Source organism: Maricaulis maris, assembly GCF_003634045.1.
GTDB lineage: Bacteria > Pseudomonadota > Alphaproteobacteria > Caulobacterales > Maricaulaceae > Maricaulis > Maricaulis maris.
This window is the reverse complement of the sequence record NZ_RBIM01000003.1, coordinates 319,952-335,969: the sequence shown is the minus strand read 5'-3', so window position 1 is coordinate 335,969 and position 16,018 is coordinate 319,952. Positions and strand designations below refer to the sequence as shown.

The window sequence follows — 16,018 nt, the reverse complement described above, 5'->3', positions numbered from 1 at the left end:
AGGGCCTGCAGAATTAAATTTTCCCAAACCGCGACTATGGGTTGCGCCAGAGTCGCTCTGCCCGCCCTGACTAGTGGAGGTGGGCGGTCAGCTCTTCTAGAGACCGGGCAGGCACCGGGCGGGTGTCGCCATACCGGAGAGCTCGATGTCTGTCTTCCTGCGCACCCTGGCGGCTGCCAGCCTGTTGATCACCCTTGTCCCGACGGCGTCCGTGGAGGCCTATGGCCGCGATGGCCACCGTATCGTCTGTGACCTGGCCTATCGCTATCTCTCCGATGAAACCCGCGCTGAAGTCGATCGGTTGGTGGCGCTGGATACGCAATTCGACCATTTCCGCGATGTCTGTTCATGGGCCGATGAAGTGCGCGGCTCGACGCATCGTCACACTGCGCCCTGGCACTATATCAACCAGACCCGCAACGACCCGCATGTTGACCCCGAGGATTGCGCCGAAGGCGGCTGCATCACCTCCGCCATCGACTTGCATGCCGGTATCTTTGCTGATCGGGCCCGCGCCGACGCGGAGCGTCTGGAAGCCCTGAAATTCCTCGCCCACTGGATGGGGGACATCCACCAGCCGCTGCATGTTTCGATCGAGGGGGATCGTGGCGGCAACGACATCAATGTGCTGTGGCGCGGCGAACGTCACACCAATCTCCACCGGGTCTGGGACAGTGAGATCCTGCTCGACTATATGGCCGAGACCTGGCCCTACCTGGCCGAGGAAGACCGCTGGCAGCCGCTGGTCGAGGAGCTTGCCGCTGACATCCCGCTGACCGGCGTTGATGTCTATGCGCCGCTGGCCCCGATCGCCTGGGCCCAGGAAAGCCATGACATCGTCCGTTCGCGCGGCTTTGCCTATTATTGGGCCAATGCCGAACAGACGATCGAGCCGGGCGATGCCTATTACGAACGCAACCTGCCGGTCAGCATGCAGCAGCTCAAGCAGGGCGGCGTGCGTCTGGCCGGCCTGCTCAACCAGCTGGTCGAGGAGCGCCAGGTGTCGGGTCGGACCGCACCGGCTGCGGTGTCCGGCGCGCTGAACTAGCGCCTATTCGATTGCAAATACCGCACAGACGCGGGTCTCGAACCGCATAGGCTCGAAGTCGGCGGCGAGTGCGAAATTGCCGGATGCGGCGACCAGAGTGGCGGGATCGATGAAGCCGATTGCATTCCGCTGCTCCGCGTCGACAGTGGTCAACGGCGACGGGGCCATGACGTCGGTCCCCTGGATGCGACTGCCGGTCACAACCACGCGGTCGCCGTCATCATTACGACCAATCTGGCCGTAGTCGCGATTATCGAACCCGGCCGGTGTCGCCGGCGGGCGCAGGCAGGGTTGCTGGCCTTCCAGCAGGATCTGGACCGGTCCCAAGCGTCCACCGGCTGACTCGGCGACGATCCGGGCCCGCTCGGTCGCGTCGTCCACCGCTGCGGCAAACGCTTCGCGATAGAGTTCTGCGCTGGGTTGGATCGAAAAGCCAACATCGCCAGCGTTTGCTGGCCCGGCCGCCATAGCGGCACCGCGGACGGCGGCGAGGTGTTCAAGGTCAAAGGCGACGATGTTTACCGTGACGGAAGCTGTATAGCCAAGAAGGGCATCAGGGTGCTCGTTCTCCACCAGCTGGTTCTGATACCTCCCGGTCTGCCGCGTTAACTGCTCATAATAGGGCGAGACTGACAGGTCGGAGGTGATCCGGATATTGTCGCCATCGATCTCGCGCATGGCCTGGGTGGCCGAGTTGGCGCGGGCCACAGCTTCCGCGACCGCGTCCTCGCTGACTTCATTGCGCGCTTCAAACGTGACCGAGAACTGGCCGCGATTGGGCAGGACTTCGATATAGGCACGGCCAATCGCTTCGACAGACGCGGTGCGCGCCCAGACCGGCGCCCGTGTATCGGTGGACTCGCTCTTGGCGCCAAAGCCGCAGCCGGCCAGGGCAAGGGCTGGCAGGGTGGCGGCCAGCAAGACTGGTTTTTTCATCGGTGATCCCTCTCATTCCGGAAGGATTTGGCGGGCGATTCCCGCTCGTCGCCAACCACCATTGGTGCGCACCCGCAACGCCAGCGGAGATAATTGGTCGGTCATGGTCACCGCTCACGCTTTTGCTTGTTGCCGCCGTTAGCGTTTGGTTAATATCCGAGGCGGGCGTTGTGCGCGTTTGGGGGGTGGGTGTGATCGACGGTGTGGACAATACGGTGCTCTACGGTGTGGCCGGGGCCGGGCTGTTTGTCCTGATCCTGGCGATCAGTGCCATCTCGATGCATCTCAACCGGCAGCGCGCGGTCTCCGACGAGCGGCAGGTCTACAAGCTGCGGGCCAAGCGGGTGGCGCGCTATGAGGATGCCAAGAAGGAATACGAAAAGCATCGCAAGAAGATCGAGAGCGGCAATACCGTCCTGATCGATCTCATCCATGACCTTGGCGATGATTTCGTCGGCCGCGACAGCGCCCAGCAGCAGATCGCCTTTGACGAGGCGTTCGAGGCCGTTGCCTCGATCCGCCAGGCCAATCCGCGGGCGAAGATCGTGGTCGTGCTGCACACGCTGGGCGGTTATGCCCGCCCGGCCCACATGATCGCACTGGCCCTCAAGCAGCATTTGGCGAAAGCCAAGGCCAAGGGGCATTACAACCCCAAGCGCGAGCCGCAGGTGATCGCCTATGTTCCCTATGTCGCCATGTCCGGCGGCACGATGATCGCACTGGCCGCCGACAAGATCATGATGGACCCGACCGCCTCGCTGGGGCCGATCGACACGATCTATGGCGGCTTCCCGACCGAAGCCTACAAGGAGCTGCTGGCCCAGAAGGGGCCGCTGGCGACCCAGGATGTTCTGGTCATGCTGGCCCACGAGGCCGAAAAATATGACCGCTATGCCGGCAAGGTGGCGCGCGACATCGTCAATCCGGTGCACCGGGTGGATGAAAAGGCCGAGCACCACATTGCCGACACGCTGTCAGCCGGCACGCTGTCGCACAGCCAGGCCATCACGCCCAAGGACGCCAAGGATCTGGGCATGAATGTCTCGGCCAAGATCCCGGACCTGATTTACGGCCTGGTCGATGCCCGTATCCGCATGATCCACACCCGGCTGGAATTCGAGGCCCGCCGGATGGAGAGCGAGGACGGGCCGAATGAGGGCAAGGGGGATGAGGCCGAGCAGGCGATCGAGCGCGCCATACGCCAGTCGCTGCGCGGCAATGTCCGGCTCTGACATCGGCAATGATGACAGTTGAGAATATCCGGTGACTGTGGCGCGGGCTTGAACCGGCCCGCCGCCGACCCGATCTTCCCCGCGACCAGCGAGGAATGAAGTCATGAGCGCCAAGGCCGAACACTATATCGATGTCCGCAAGCAGATCGCCGCCGTGATCGCCGGCGAGACCAGCCGCACGGCGCGTCTCGCCACCGCCAGTTGCCTGCTGCGCGAAATGTTTGGCGAGCGCTTCTTCTGGACCGGCTTTTACGAGGTCGATCCGGCCAAGCCGACCGAGCTGGTCGTGGGTCCCTATCAGGGCACGATGGGCTGCCTGCGCATCCCGTTCGGCAAGGGCGTCTGCGGTGCGGCGGCGGCGACCGGCGAGACCCAGCGGGTTGAAGACGTGCACGCCTTTCCCGGCCACATTGCCTGTGACAGCCGCTCCAATTCCGAGATCGTGGTGCCGGTGCGTGATGCCGACGGCCGGCTGGTCGCCGTTCTGGACATCGACTCGACCGAGTTCGGCGCCTTCGACGCCGAGGACCAGGCCGGGCTCGAAGCCATTTGCGGTGAACTCCTGACGATCGCCTGACCGGTCGTCCGGAATGGGTCGGGGGCAGCGCCGGTTCGGGTTTGGGCATGACGCTGCCCCCTGTCCCGCCCGTTTGGGGCCCGCCATGATGGCGGCGAGCGGGATGTCGGTTGGGCGTGTCTAGCGCGCCACGATCTCGACCCGTCGATTGCGGGCGCGCCCGTCCTCGGTGCCATTGCTGGCCTCCGGCGCCAACGGACCAACGCCGGCGGAAACCAGCCGCTCCGTATCGATCCCGAATTGCTCGACCAGGGCTGTGACGACTGATGCCGCACGCCGGTCTGACAGGGACATGTTGTAGGTGAGCCGGCCGGTCATGTCGGTATGGCCGACGACGTAGAGCGACAGGTTTGGTCGCGCCGCCAGCAAGTCCCGCAAGGCTTCCAGCGCGACTTGCGATTCCGGTAGCAAGGTGTCGCTGTCATGGGCGAACAACAGGCCATCGACACGGACATGGCCGTCAGCATCCAGCCCGGCCGCCAGGGCTTCCGCTGAGACGGTGACCATGCCGCGATCCATCTCGTCGGTCTCGACGATGACGATCGAGGTGGTGTGGCGGCCGACGCCAACGGCGATATAGGCCAGTCGCCCGTCATAACTCAGGGTTCCGGCGGTGTAGTGGGAGTTCGGTCCGTTGATCGCGCGCATGCCATTGGCCTGGTAAAAGGCGTTGCGGGTCGAGCCGGTGGTGCAGGAGCCGTCGCGGGCGCAGGACCAGATCGCTTCATAGCCGGCGGCGTCGAGAGCCTCGCGGTAGTTGGTGAAAATCTCCAACTCCGAGCGATCATCCGGATTGTCATAGTCGAGGCGGGTGACGCGGCCCTGCACGGGCCGGGTGATTGCGGCACGGGCCTCGAAATCAAAACCGGTGACCAGTGCGTATTCGTCAAACTGCCAGAATTCGCCATCACCTTGCGAACCTTCATAGGGGGTGATCAGCGGGTGACCGCTCACGCTTTGCTGGGCAAGTACGGCCGTCGCGGTCGCGGCAAGGATGAGGGCGAGGGTGAGGCAGGCGGCGATGGCGCGGATCATGGCAGATCTCCTTCGCATTGGCTCATGGCGGCGAATGTGTTGGTCGGGGCGTGATAACAATGGGCGATGCGGTTATCGCCCTCGGCGCTTTCCGCGATCCGGTTGGTCGCATCGAGCACGACTTCGACCCGGACGAATTCATAGTCCTGGCCCCACTCGCCCGCAAAATCATCGCCCGCGCCCAGCAGGTTGGTGTCGACAGCGATCTCGGCAATGGCATTGGCGGCAAGATCGGGAATGCGTGCTGTCCACGGTGGTGACCAACCGTCTCCGCCGCGGGCGTCCGGTCCTTCATTGACGCGGACATGGACCTCGACCGGGCAATGATGGATGGCATTGAAGTCCCGGCTGCCGGCATTTTCGACCCGGATGTGGTGGGTCAGGCGGTTGCGTGTCATGTCGCCGCCGCCATTGGTCCGCGTCTCGATGCGCATGGCCATGTCTGACGAAAGCGGACCGGGTGTTGCCGGCATCTGGCCGAAACGGAACTCGATATCGAGATCGATCGGCAGGCGGTAGACATGGCAGGGATCGGCCTCCAGCGTCGCGCCTGTGATGTCCGGTGCGGTGCCGTCATCATCGGCGTCGCCATGGGTCAAACCAGGGTCGGCGGGCTGGGCGACCGGGCCCCCATTTTCGTCGGCATCATCATTGCTCCAGAACAGCGGCGGGTCGCCGATATTCTCGATGAAGATGACGCCATCACCGCGAAACTCCCCGCTGAGAACGAGATTGCCGAGGGTGACGGCGTGAACCGGTGCCGGATTGAACAGGCCGACATGATCGGAATGACCGGAGCGGGATTGCTGGTGGACCGTGCGCCAGCTCATGCCGGTGTCGTAACTGCGGACCTGGACGCGAAACTCGCGCGCGGTCTGGCAGTCCGGATCGGCAAAGGCGATGGCAGAGGTGATGCGGACGAAACCGTCGCTGTCGGCGGTGGTCGCGGGCCAGTTGGCGGTGTTCCAGAACCCACCAGGCGTGCGGGCCTGGACGCGGGTCTGAATCCCGTCGAGCGGCCAGGTTTGACCGGCAATGTTCCCGACGCCCGGCTGGCTGCCGACCAGGCGGGTCGCGACCTGCCAGCGGCAATTGGCCTCGGCCGACGCGGCAACAGCCAGCGTGGCGACCAAGCTTGCCAGAAGTACCAGAATCCGCATCGCGTCCTCCTGTCCCGTGGACGGGAATGAGAATACAGTTGTTGAATAAATATTCAATGAATATATTTTCAATGAACTTGTAACAAGCTCCGGAGCCGTGTGTGGCCAAGCGTAGAAGCGACCAGAAAGACGAAACCCGGGCCAAGCTGCTCTCGGCCGGCAGTATCGTGTTCGCGGCCAAGGGGATTGAAGGTGCCCGGATCGGCGATATCGCCCGCGAGGCCGGCGTCGCCATGGGCACGCTCTACACCCATTTTCCGGACAAGGAGGCGTTGTTCGCCGAGGTGATGCGGGCCGGCAAGGAAACGGTCCTCGCCGGTCTGGCGATTGCGCAGCAGACGCCGGGGTCGCGCGAGGTCAAGGATCGGGCGGCGATGGAGGGCGTGGTTGCCTTCGCCAGTCTTTACGGTGCGCTGTTCCGGCTTCTCCTCAGTCGCGGCGCCGGCACGGATCCCATGCAGCGCGAAGTCGTGGATGCGATCGCACAATTGCGGGTCACCGAGCTGGAGGCGGGCCAGCGCGATGGCTGGGCCCGCAAGGACCTCGACCCCCAAGCGGCAGCGCGTTGCGAGGTCGGCGCCGTCTTCCACCTTCTGGACTGGTGGCTGGATGACCCGACCCGGATGCGCGATGAACAGGTCGTCGAGCAACTCTGCCTGATCCGGCGGTTCGGCGTTGAAGGCCTGATCCCGGGCGGCGGCGCATGAGCGATCAGATCATCGAGCTGGCCGGCCGCGAGGTCCGCTTTTCCTTGCGGCGCTCGGCACGGCGAACCATCGGTTTCACGATTTCCCGCGACGGTCTGGCTGTCGCCGCACCGCGCCAGGCCAGTGAACGCGAAATCCGCCGGGCGCTGGAGACCAAATCGGGCTGGATCCTCGCAAAGCTCGACGCCTGGGCCACCCGTCCGGCAGCGCCCGAACTGGTACTGGAAAGCGGTGCCATCCTGCCCTGGCTGGGCGGCGAACTGACCCTCAATCTGCGCGGCGAGGGCGTGCGCACCATCGTGCGCCGCGAGGATGACAGCCTCGTTCTCAAGCATGATCCCGACCTTGCCGGGGAACTCCGCACCCGCACGCTGACCCGGGCCCTGCAGCGCTTCTACAAGCGCGAGGGCGCGGCGCTGATGACGCCGAAGGTCGAAGCCTATGCCCGCCAGCTTGGCAAGCCGGTGCGCAAGGTGATCGTGCGCGACCAGAAACGCCGCTGGGGCTCGTGTGCGTCGGATGCCACCATCCGGCTCAATTGGCGCCTGATGGGCTTTCCGGAAGACCTGATCGACTATGTCTGCGCCCACGAGGCCGCCCACCTGGTCGAGGCCAACCATTCGCCGGCCTATTGGCGTGTGGTGGAAAGCCTGATGCCGGACTGGAAACCGCGCCGCCAGCGCATGCGCGACGAGGCTGATCGCTGGGTGGTGTTTTGACTTTAGTCCCGGACAGGCGGATGGGGCGTGACGCCGGCCGGGCAATCGAGGCCGCGCCGCAGCTGGCCATGGCATAGGGAAACCGGCCCGAAATAGCGCTCAAGATTGATCGACAGGCGCTCGAAATAGGCGGGCCGTCCGGCGATCCAGCAGCCGGCCGAAAAAACACGCCCGTCCATCTGACCGTCTGCGCAGTACTGTGACCACTGGCCGGCCGGCAGGCCGGGCTCGACGCCGCATCCTGATTGGGCGACGAGCCAGCCATTGCAGTTGGTGACCCGGCCTGTATAGCCATCCAGATCGACCCAGACCGTGCGGGTGCTGCCGCTGTCTGTCCGGCAGCTTGCCTGCAGTCGGTCCGCTTGTGGCCAACTGGGGGAGTGGCAGGTATGGCGCCAGACACCGTCCGGAAAAGGCCGCGTTCCGGGCTGTTGTGGAGCTTGCCGTGCGGGAGCCGGGCTTGGCCGCGAGCGGGTCGGCGGTGACGGATTGTTGGCGACGGCCGGGCTGGTATTGCCGCAGCTGGTGCCGGCGGTCAGGCGGCCATCGCAATTGCTGAGTGTCGTGAAGTAAAGGTTGGTGTCGAAGCTGGCGCGGACAATTCCGCCATCATCCGTCCGGCAAAGGGCGATGAGATCACGGTTTTCCCAACGCGGGCTGGAGCACGAGGCCTGCCAGGACCCGGACGGAAAACCATCAAAGGCGGATGCGCCGACCGGTGTCGATGAGCCGGGGGGCCGGGGCGGCGTATTGGGTGTCTGAGGTCTGGGTTGGGGCGGTCGATTGCCGGGCGATGTCGACACCGGGGCTCCGGGTTTGACGCCTGTGCCGATTGTTGAAGTGATTGCAGACGAGGATTGCGGAACGGCCAGGCTGTCACAATTGGCACCGGCCATCAGTGCGCCATTGCAGATCGCCAATGGTCCCGACCATGTGCGGGTATCAAACCTCAGATATTGCGAGCCGCCAGCCTGCTCATAGCATCCCACAACAAGCGTGGTGCCTTCGAAGCGTGTGAACGCGCAATCGCGGCGCCACGAGCCCCCGGGGGCACGCATTTCCGGTGCGCCATCGCAGCGAGCTCGGGCAGTGAGTTCGCCATTGCAATTGAGCAGATCGGGCGTGCCGTTTCGCGTGTCCCAGCGGGTGTAGGCCATCTCCCCACGCAAATCGCGGCACTCCGCAACCAGGACGGGGCCGTCAAATCCGCGGATCTGGCAGGACTGCTGCCAACTGCCGCTCGGGACTGTGACCTCCTGGGCGCCTGCGGTTGCGATGGTAACCAGGCCAAAGCTGATCGTCAGCGCTTGGCGTGCGGCATGCCCGAGAGTTCTCATCATTTCAATTGCCCCAACTTTGTCAGGGTAGTGTGGCGGGCTATCAATGACTGCGCAATGATTGGTGCACCTGTCCCCGCTCAGCACCAATCGCGCCACGGCGCTTGCGCCTGGCGTTTTGGGCAGTTGAGGGGTGCGAGGTGCCTTGCCGGTGCCTAGCTATGTAAGTTTTGTGGGTGGCGCCGGGGGCACCTCGCACACGGAGATTTGGTCAGGTCCCTTGCGGGTCCCGTCTCGAAACCGACAGGAACAAACGGTCGAGCTTTGTGCCGCCGTCCTGCCGATGGCCACGCCGGGTTGGTCTGGCGGTGTTTCCAGGCAACCGGACGAGCTCCGTACTCCCAACGCCCCCGGATCACCAATCCGGGCCTCGAGTGACGCGGGACAGGGGGATTATGGGATGGCGCAAAAGGGGGGCGGATAAGTTTTTTGATTTTTCTCGCGGGGAACGCTTTCCCTCTCCCTGGGGAGAGGGGCAGGGTGAGGGGTAAATCCCGGTGGTCGCAGGAGAATTCCCCCTCATCCGGCCTTCGGCCACCTTCTCCCAAGGGAGAAGGAAAGGGGTGCACAGCGGGGATAAGCTCATGTTTTGCGAGCAAGCCTCGCCAAAATACAGCCCTTTCAAACCAAAACACATTTTTCCCGGCCGCAGCCCCGCAAAAGCGGGGCGGAGAGCCGGGACCAACGAAACCCTCCGGCAAGCGATGAGTCTCCGGTCGGTCCCGGATGGTGCTGTGCGCCTCCGGGAAAAATGAAAGGACGAGCAAAGCGGGAAGCCCCATGGCGCCTGCGGCACCACCCCTCCGTCCCGCCCTTCGGGCGCGACACCTCCCCACGATGTGGGGCGGAAAAGGCGGCCATCGCTTGGCGACAATCCCCCACACCCTTACTGCATTGCCCTTGCAGCCGCTCTCCGCTACACGGTGCGGCTCAAGATTCCCTGCCTGACAAGAGAGCCTCTCCCCCATGGCCGCATACAAATTCGTCTATCACATGGACAAGCTGTCGAAGACCTATCCGGGCGCTGCCAAGCCCGTCTTCGATGGGATTTCCCTGCACTTCCTGCCCGATGCCAAGATCGGTGTTGTCGGCGTCAATGGTGCCGGTAAATCGACCCTGCTGAAGATCATGGCCGGCATGGACACCGAATTCACCGGTGAGGCCTGGGCGGAAAAGGGTGTGAAGGTCGGCTATCTCGCCCAGGAGCCGCAGCTCGATGAGAGCAAGACGGTCTGGGAAAACGTGATCGAGGGTTCGGCTCCGAAACAGTTGCTGGAAGAATTCAACGCCATCTCGATGCAGCTCGCCGAGGATTATACCGACGAGCTGATGGAGAAGATGACCGAGCTCCAGGAGAAGATCGACAACGAGAACGCCTGGGACATCGACTCGAAGATCGAGATGGCAATGACGGCGCTGCGCTGCCCGCCTGCCGACTGGCCGGTCACCGACCTGTCCGGTGGTGAGCGCCGCCGCGTCGCCCTGTGCCGCCTCTTGCTGTCCGACCCGCACATGCTGCTGCTCGATGAGCCGACCAACCATCTCGACGCCGAGAGTGTGCAGTGGCTGCAGAATTATCTGGAAGACTTCAAGGGCGCCGTCCTGGTCGTCACCCACGACCGTTACTTCCTCGACTCGATCACCACCTGGACGCTCGAGCTCGATCGCGGCCGCGGCGTGCCCTATGAGGGCGGTTATTCGGCCTGGCTGGAACAGAAGTCCAAGCGCCTGGCCCAGGAAGACCGCGAAAAGAGCGCCAAGGATCGCGCCCTGATGCGCGAGCTGGAATGGATCCGCTCCTCGCCGAAAGCCCGTCAGGCCAAGTCCAAGGCGCGTATCAAATCCTATGAGGATCTGCGCGACGCGGCCGAACGCGCCGAGATCACCACGGCCCAGATCACCATTCCGCCGGGGCCGCGCCTGGGCGGTGTCGTGGTCGAGGTCGAGAACCTCAAGAAGGGCTTCGAGGACAAGCTGCTGATCGACGGCCTCTCCTTCAAACTGCCGCCGGGCGGTGTGGTCGGTGTGATCGGTCCGAACGGCGCCGGTAAATCCACCCTGTTCAAGATGATCACCGGTCAGGAAACGCCCGACGAAGGCACGATCCGTCTCGGCGAGACGGTCAAGCTGGGCTATGTCGACCAGTCGCGTGACACGCTCGACCCCAACAAGACGGTCTGGCAGGAAATCTCCGGCGGCAATGACATGATCGAGCTGGGCGGCAAGGAAGTCCCCTCGCGCGCCTATGTCGGCACGTTCAACTTCAAGGGCGGCGACCAGCAGAAAAAGGTCGGCCTCCTGTCCGGTGGTGAGCGCAATCGCGTCCACCTCGCCAAAATGCTGCAGACCGGCGGCAACCTGCTGCTGCTCGATGAGCCGACCAATGATCTCGACGTGGAAACCCTGGCGGCGCTGGAACAGGCGCTGGAAGCCTATCCGGGCTGTGCCGTGGTCATCTCGCACGACCGTTTCTTCCTCGACCGTCTGGCCACGCACATCCTGGCTTTTGAAGGCGACAGCCATGTCGAATGGTTCGAGGGCAATTTCGAGGACTATATCGAGGACAAGAAGCGCCGGCTCGGTCCGGACGCCGACATGCCCAAGAAGATCAAGTTCCAGAAGTTCGGGCGATAATTTGCTGTCGGACGACGAGCTCCGTGAATTGAGGGCCTGGCGGTCGCGTCAGGTCCTTTTCATGTTTGCTCTGTTTGTTTTGATTTTGCCGTTTCTTGGTATGTCGATTCACGGCGCCGTGCGCGACCCATCGGCTCTTTTTAACAGTCCCTCGGGACTCGTCCTGCTCTCGTTTCTTGGCCTCGCCATATTTCTCGCCCGCGCGCCACTGCGCTGGCGGCAGGCCAAGCGAGATGAAGCGGCGCGCCTTGTCCGGGAGGTTCGCGGGCATGCCGATATTCGCGGTCAGCGCGGAATTGGTCTGATCGCCCCGACACATGAAACACTGCATATCGGCGGTCAGCGCTTTCCGCTGGCCCAATTCTGGCGAGACCAGATCATGCCTGGACTGGTCTACAAGGTCCGCTTTGCGCCAGAGAGCCGGGCCATCCTGTCGATCTCGGCGGTAGAGAGCCGCGCTGTCCCGACCGATCACGAGCCGCTGCCAACGCATTTCGCCGAGCTTTCGGCGCGCGAGCACGCCCTGATCCGCCTGCTCGCCCGGGGCCTGACCGACAAGGATATTGCGCGCGCGCTCAATCTCTCGCCGGCGACGGTGCGGACCTATAACTCAGAGCTTTACCTGAAGCTGGGCATCCAGCGCCGCGGTCAGGTGCGCGCGCTGGCCGAGCGCTTTGGCCTTCTGGACGACCCGGCCGACAAGGCCTGACATCTGTTGACTGACAGATTGCCGACATCTGTCGATGGTCGGCTGAAGCGCGGCGCGACAACCTCCTTGTGAACATTCAGGGAGGCAACATGTCCGCCAAATCCGAAAATTTTGACAGTCCGTGGCGTTTCTGGCCCGGTGTCGCCATCCTCGCATCCGCCATGACGGGCTACATGCTGCTCAGCTGGGCGCACATGGAAATCGTGCGTCAGACCATCGGCATGGAGGCCTATCTGGGCGAGGGGCCGCGCCTGCCGCCCTCCATCCTGATGATCGGCCAGATCAACAAGGCCATTGCCGTGCTGGCCGCGGTTGCGATCGGGGCGCTGGCGTTGCACCGGGTCGGGCCGGGCCGGGTCGGACTGAGGTCGGTGTCCTGGCGCTGGATCGGGCTGGCCGTGCTGGTCGGTGCCATCGCCTTTGCCCTGCGGCTGGCCTTGGCAAAGCTGATGGTTGTTGTCATGCCCGACTGGATCGCCTTCATGGGCACCCCCTTCGCGCTCGACCCCGTCAACGGGTTGTGGATGAGCGTCGGCTTTCTGGTCATGACAGTTCTCGTCACGCCCTTCGCCGAGGAGGTCTTCTTTCGCGGTTTCCTGTTTCGCTGGATGTCCGGTCATCATCCGGTCTGGCTGGCAGCGGGGATATCGTCCGTGATGTTCGGCGTCGCCCATATCCTGCCGCCACAGGTCATTTCGGCGGCCTTGATGGCGCTGATCCTGTGCTGGCTCTATTGGCGCACCGGGTCGATCTGGCCGGCCATTGCCGCTCACATCACCAATAATGCGCTGGGCATCGGGCTGGGGCTGTTCTGGTCGCCCTAGAAACGCTTCGCCGAGAACGCCTCGGCCGGAACCGGCGGGGTCTCGCCAGCCATCAGTGAGGCCAGCACGTCCGCCGAACCCATCGCCTGGGTCCAGCCGAGATGGCCGTGGCCGGTGGTGATCCACAGGCCTTTGGCGCGGGTTTCGCCGATGACCGGTCGGCCATCGGCCGACATCGGCCGGAAGCCGCACCAGGCTTTTTCCTCGCCGGTCAACAGGCGATCGGCGAGGTCGGGATAGACCCGGCGCAGCAGCATGCGCAGATTGTTGACCCGCTCGCTGCGCATTGTGCGGTCTTCGCCGGCGAATTCGGCGGTGCCGGCGATCCGCAACGTGTCGCCCAGCGGGGTGACGATGGCGTGCAGCACATCGTCGACCACCGGCAGGGAGGGCCGCTGGTTGAGGTCTGACATGTCCAGGCTCAAGGAATAGCCCTTCACCGGGCGCACCGGAATGTGCAGGCCGAGCGGGGCGAGCAGGCGGCGCGAGGTGTGACCGGTGGCCAGCACGACCTGATCGGCCTCGATTTCCTCGGTCGGTGTGCGCACGCCGGTGATCTGCCCGGCCCGGTCAATCAGGCTCTCGACGGTCGAGCCATATTCAAACCGCACGCCCATGCCGGCGGCGATGCCGGCCAGGGCCTTGGTGAAAAGATGGGCGTCGCCGCTCTCGTCATCGGGAAAGAAGACAGCCCCGGCGAAAGCGTCGGCGACGTCGGCCAGCAAGGGTTCGCGGGCGACCATGGCGGCGCGGTCGAGTACTTCCCAGCGCAGGCCGGCATCGCTCAGCGCCCGGCTGGTCAGGCGGGCCGGTTCCAGCGCCCGCGCATCGCGGCAGATTTTCATCGTGCCGCGGGCGAGATTGGCAAACTCCAACGCATGGGCGTCGCGGGCCGCCTGGGTCAGGGCGAGCGAGTGTCGCGACAGGGCAAAATTCGCCAGCGACGCTGCTTCAAACCGTTTGCGGCTGGAATTGGCGAGGAATTTCAGGCCCCAGGGGATGAGGCCGGGCAGCGGTGCCAGGCGCAGCTTCATGGCGGAATGCGGATCGGGCAGGGAGGCCAGCAATTGCCAGTGCACACCCGGCGCATTCCATGGTTCCGGTTCGGACGGGGTCAGGGCGCCGGCATTGGCGAAACTGGTTTCCAGCCCGGGTCCGGCGTGGGCGTCCAGCACCAGCACGTCATGGCCGCGCTGACGCAGCGTGTAGGCGGCGGAAATACCGGCCAGTCCGGCCCCGACGATGATCACATCCTGTTTGGCCAAGTAACGCTCCTGAATCGGCCCGCCTGAGCGGCTCGGTTTGAACTTCGTGGGGATGCAGATAAAAGCAAGGCTGTTTTTGCAGGTTTTCCGGGATTACATGGACGCTGTCGTCACCCAGCTCAAAGCGCTCGCCGAACCGACACGCTTGCGCATCATTGCCCTCCTGTCGCGCGGGGAGCTGACGGTGTCGGAGCTTGTCTCCATCCTGGGTCAGAGCCAGCCGCGCGTGTCGCGGCATCTCAAACTCATGACCGATGCCGGCCTCGCCGAACGCCTGCCCGAAGGCGCCTATGTCTTCTATCGGCTCACCGATGCCGGCGGCGGTCGCAAACTGGCGCAGATGGCCAATGAGCTGGTGCCGGAAGATGACGCCGTGCTGACCCGCGACGTCTCCCGCCTCGAAGCGATCAAATATGCCCGCGCCCAGGCGGCGCAGGCCTATTTCGAAAGCGTCGCCGGGGATTGGGACACGATCCGCTCGCTTCACCTGGCCGATCACAAGGTGGAAGCGGCGATGCGCGAGCTGGCCGGTCCCGGCCCGTTCAGCCTGATGATCGATGTCGGGGTCGGCACCGGCCGTGTATTGGAGCTGTTCTCCGATCGTGTTGCCCGCGGCATCGGCGTCGACATCAACCATTCCATGCTCAATGTGGCGCGCCTGAATCTCGAGCGGGCCGGGCTGAAGCATTGTTCCGTCCGCCATGCCGATGTCGGAGCGCTGCCATTTGACAGTGCCGTCGCCGATCTCGTCACCGTGCACCAGGTGCTGCACTATCTCGAGGACCCGGCCCTGGCGGTTGATGAATGCGCCCGCGTGCTCAAGCCCGGCGGCAATCTCTTGATCGTCGACTTCGCGCCGCATCAGCTGGAAACCCTGCGCGAGGATCATTTCCACCGCCGGCTCGGTTTTGCCGATGAGGAAATGGCGGACCTGATCGGTCATGCCGGTCTCGAACTGGCGCATCAAAGCGCCCTGCATCCGGACGAGCCCAGCGGTCAGTTGACCATGAAGATCTGGATCGCCCGCCGCAAGCCAAGCGCTCCCGCCTGACGCGAATGCGCTTCACGCCCTCGCGATGACGGTGTAGCGTCTGCCTTGTCTTGCAGGGGGGGCAGACATGAAAACTGCGTTGAATCTTTTCAGTATCGTCGTTCTCGGTGCGATTGCCGGCGGCATTTATTTCGGGGCGGACAATCCGGAGACCGATCCGGTCGTGGTCGCTGACCCCGGGGCGGATCAATTGGCTGGCGATGATAGGGCGCCGGACCCGGCACCGGTCGTCGACAGCGTGCCCGACGATCCGCTGGTCGACGAGGTCATCGACCCGACCGCCAATGGCATTGTCTATACGGTCGAAGGCACCGCGTCGGGCTATTTCATCGCCACAGAAGAAATCCGCTTCGGCGATCTCGTCCTGGAAAATATCGAGCTGTGGCCGGCCATGCCGGAATGCGACGAGCCGGCCTATGTCCGCCTCGCCGTGGAGGACACGTCCGACCAGCTCGGCGAAAATGAGTACGGACCCTATTTCCGCCTCTACGCGATGACCATCGACAGCGCGTCCATCACTGATGACGGTGTGATGATCACCGCCACCGATGCCGAGATCGGCACGCTGGTCATCGAGGCGACCTATGTCGACGGTGCCCTGGCCGAATGGCAGACCGGGGCGGATTCGGTCGCTGAGCTTTTGGTCGGGACGGCAACGCTGAATGGCGACACCCAGCCGGCGAGTTTTGCCTTCTGGATTGGTGATTGATCGCGACGGGGCGCTCACCCTTCTTTCCTCCCCATTTCATGGGGAGGTGTCGCGCACGCAGTGCGTGACGGAGGG

The 16,018-nt window shown here is 64.1% G+C and carries 15 protein-coding genes; 10 read left to right on the top strand and 5 right to left on the bottom strand.

The features are described 5' to 3' along the window. Nucleotides 1-145: 145 nt before the first annotated feature. Nucleotides 146-1,048 carry a S1/P1 nuclease gene (locus C7435_RS07595; protein WP_121210646.1) on the top strand — a complete coding sequence of 301 codons (903 nt, stop codon included), beginning with the start codon at nt 146-148 and terminating at the stop codon, nt 1,046-1,048. A 3-nt stretch (nt 1,049-1,051) separates the two neighbouring features. On the opposite strand, the gene C7435_RS07590 is transcribed toward C7435_RS07595, so the two are convergent. After that, nucleotides 1,052-1,984: an SIMPL domain-containing protein gene (locus C7435_RS07590; RefSeq protein WP_121210645.1), complete on the bottom strand. Its 933-nt coding sequence runs from the start codon at nt 1,982-1,984 to the stop codon at nt 1,052-1,054. A 191-nt stretch (nt 1,985-2,175) separates the two neighbouring features. On the opposite strand from C7435_RS07590, the gene C7435_RS07585 reads away from it, so the two are divergent. Both C7435_RS07585 and C7435_RS07580 read left to right on the top strand, forming a co-directional pair. Further along, complete coding sequence (locus C7435_RS07585) at nt 2,176-3,216, top strand: SDH family Clp fold serine proteinase (protein WP_147422652.1); 1,041 nt, start codon at nt 2,176-2,178, stop codon at nt 3,214-3,216. Nucleotides 3,217-3,319: 103 nt separating this feature from the next. Continuing rightward, nucleotides 3,320-3,793, top strand: a complete 474-nt coding sequence (locus C7435_RS07580) for a free L-methionine (R)-S-oxide reductase MsrC (RefSeq protein ID WP_121210643.1) — start codon at nt 3,320-3,322, stop codon at nt 3,791-3,793. A gap of 120 nt (nt 3,794-3,913) precedes the next feature. Here C7435_RS07580 and C7435_RS07575 read toward each other — a convergent pair whose 3' ends face one another. Beyond that, nucleotides 3,914-4,828 carry an OmpA family protein gene (locus tag C7435_RS07575; RefSeq protein WP_121210642.1) on the bottom strand — a complete coding sequence of 305 codons (915 nt, stop codon included), beginning with the start codon at nt 4,826-4,828 and terminating at the stop codon, nt 3,914-3,916. Continuing rightward, entirely contained in the window at nt 4,825-5,988 is a 1,164-nt protein-coding gene (locus C7435_RS07570; RefSeq protein WP_121210641.1) for a hypothetical protein, read from the bottom strand. Before C7435_RS07570 ends, C7435_RS07575 begins: the two co-directional genes overlap by 4 nt. A gap of 101 nt (nt 5,989-6,089) precedes the next feature. Between C7435_RS07570 and C7435_RS07565 the strand changes: the two genes are divergently transcribed. Together C7435_RS07565 and C7435_RS07560 are read left to right on the top strand one after the other, a co-directional pair. Next, nucleotides 6,090-6,695 carry a TetR/AcrR family transcriptional regulator gene (locus C7435_RS07565; RefSeq protein WP_121210640.1) on the top strand — a complete coding sequence of 202 codons (606 nt, stop codon included), beginning with the start codon at nt 6,090-6,092 and terminating at the stop codon, nt 6,693-6,695. Then, nucleotides 6,692-7,414: a M48 family metallopeptidase gene (locus C7435_RS07560; RefSeq protein ID WP_121210639.1), complete on the top strand. Its 723-nt coding sequence runs from the start codon at nt 6,692-6,694 to the stop codon at nt 7,412-7,414. Before C7435_RS07565 ends, C7435_RS07560 begins: the two co-directional genes overlap by 4 nt. A 2-nt stretch (nt 7,415-7,416) precedes the next feature. Here C7435_RS07560 and C7435_RS07555 read toward each other — a convergent pair whose 3' ends face one another. Further along, the gene (locus C7435_RS07555; protein WP_121210638.1) at nt 7,417-8,754 is read right to left on the bottom strand and encodes a hypothetical protein; all 1,338 of its coding nucleotides are present in this window, start codon (nt 8,752-8,754) and stop codon (nt 7,417-7,419) included. Nucleotides 8,755-9,717: 963 nt separating this feature from the next. Here C7435_RS07555 and ettA point away from each other — a divergent pair. The 3 genes from ettA (at nt 9,718) to C7435_RS07540 (ending at nt 12,918) form a co-directional block, all read left to right on the top strand. Then, the gene (ettA, locus tag C7435_RS07550) at nt 9,718-11,385 is read left to right on the top strand and encodes an energy-dependent translational throttle protein EttA (protein ID WP_075190342.1); all 1,668 of its coding nucleotides are present in this window, start codon (nt 9,718-9,720) and stop codon (nt 11,383-11,385) included. Nucleotide 11,386: 1 nt separating this feature from the next. Then, complete coding sequence (locus C7435_RS07545; protein ID WP_170150383.1) at nt 11,387-12,094, top strand: helix-turn-helix transcriptional regulator; 708 nt, start codon at nt 11,387-11,389, stop codon at nt 12,092-12,094. Nucleotides 12,095-12,183: 89 nt separating this feature from the next. Beyond that, nucleotides 12,184-12,918 carry a CPBP family intramembrane glutamic endopeptidase gene (locus C7435_RS07540; protein ID WP_121210636.1) on the top strand — a complete coding sequence of 245 codons (735 nt, stop codon included), beginning with the start codon at nt 12,184-12,186 and terminating at the stop codon, nt 12,916-12,918. On the opposite strand, the gene C7435_RS07535 is transcribed toward C7435_RS07540, so the two are convergent. Then, a complete protein-coding gene (locus C7435_RS07535; protein ID WP_170150382.1) occupies nt 12,915-14,183 on the bottom strand; it encodes a D-amino acid dehydrogenase in 1,269 nt (422 codons plus the stop codon). The genes C7435_RS07540 and C7435_RS07535 overlap by 4 nt on opposite strands. Nucleotides 14,184-14,280: 97 nt before the next feature. Between C7435_RS07535 and C7435_RS07530 the strand changes: the two genes are divergently transcribed. Further along, a complete protein-coding gene (locus tag C7435_RS07530; protein ID WP_121210634.1) occupies nt 14,281-15,234 on the top strand; it encodes an ArsR/SmtB family transcription factor in 954 nt (317 codons plus the stop codon). A gap of 67 nt (nt 15,235-15,301) precedes the next feature. Continuing rightward, complete coding sequence (locus C7435_RS07525; RefSeq protein WP_121210633.1) at nt 15,302-15,943, top strand: hypothetical protein; 642 nt, start codon at nt 15,302-15,304, stop codon at nt 15,941-15,943. The last annotated feature ends 75 nt before the right edge of the window (nt 15,944-16,018 follow it).

Excerpts from the sequence above, each read along its gene's own strand:
- C7435_RS07595 (WP_121210646.1), top strand. The coding sequence starts at position 146 with ATGTCTGTCTTCCTGCGCACCCTGGCGGCTGCCAGCCTGTTGATCACC.
- C7435_RS07590 (WP_121210645.1), bottom strand. The coding sequence starts at position 1,984 with ATGAAAAAACCAGTCTTGCTGGCCGCCACCCTGCCAGCCCTTGCCCTG.
- C7435_RS07580 (WP_121210643.1), top strand. The coding sequence starts at position 3,320 with ATGAGCGCCAAGGCCGAACACTATATCGATGTCCGCAAGCAGATCGCC.
- C7435_RS07575 (WP_121210642.1), bottom strand. The coding sequence starts at position 4,828 with ATGATCCGCGCCATCGCCGCCTGCCTCACCCTCGCCCTCATCCTTGCC.
- C7435_RS07570 (WP_121210641.1), bottom strand. The coding sequence starts at position 5,988 with ATGCGGATTCTGGTACTTCTGGCAAGCTTGGTCGCCACGCTGGCTGTT.
- C7435_RS07560 (WP_121210639.1), top strand. The coding sequence starts at position 6,692 with ATGAGCGATCAGATCATCGAGCTGGCCGGCCGCGAGGTCCGCTTTTCC.
- C7435_RS07555 (WP_121210638.1), bottom strand. The coding sequence starts at position 8,754 with ATGATGAGAACTCTCGGGCATGCCGCACGCCAAGCGCTGACGATCAGC.
- ettA (WP_075190342.1), top strand. The coding sequence starts at position 9,718 with ATGGCCGCATACAAATTCGTCTATCACATGGACAAGCTGTCGAAGACC.
- C7435_RS07540 (WP_121210636.1), top strand. The coding sequence starts at position 12,184 with ATGTCCGCCAAATCCGAAAATTTTGACAGTCCGTGGCGTTTCTGGCCC.
- C7435_RS07530 (WP_121210634.1), top strand. The coding sequence starts at position 14,281 with ATGGACGCTGTCGTCACCCAGCTCAAAGCGCTCGCCGAACCGACACGC.
- C7435_RS07525 (WP_121210633.1), top strand. The coding sequence starts at position 15,302 with ATGAAAACTGCGTTGAATCTTTTCAGTATCGTCGTTCTCGGTGCGATT.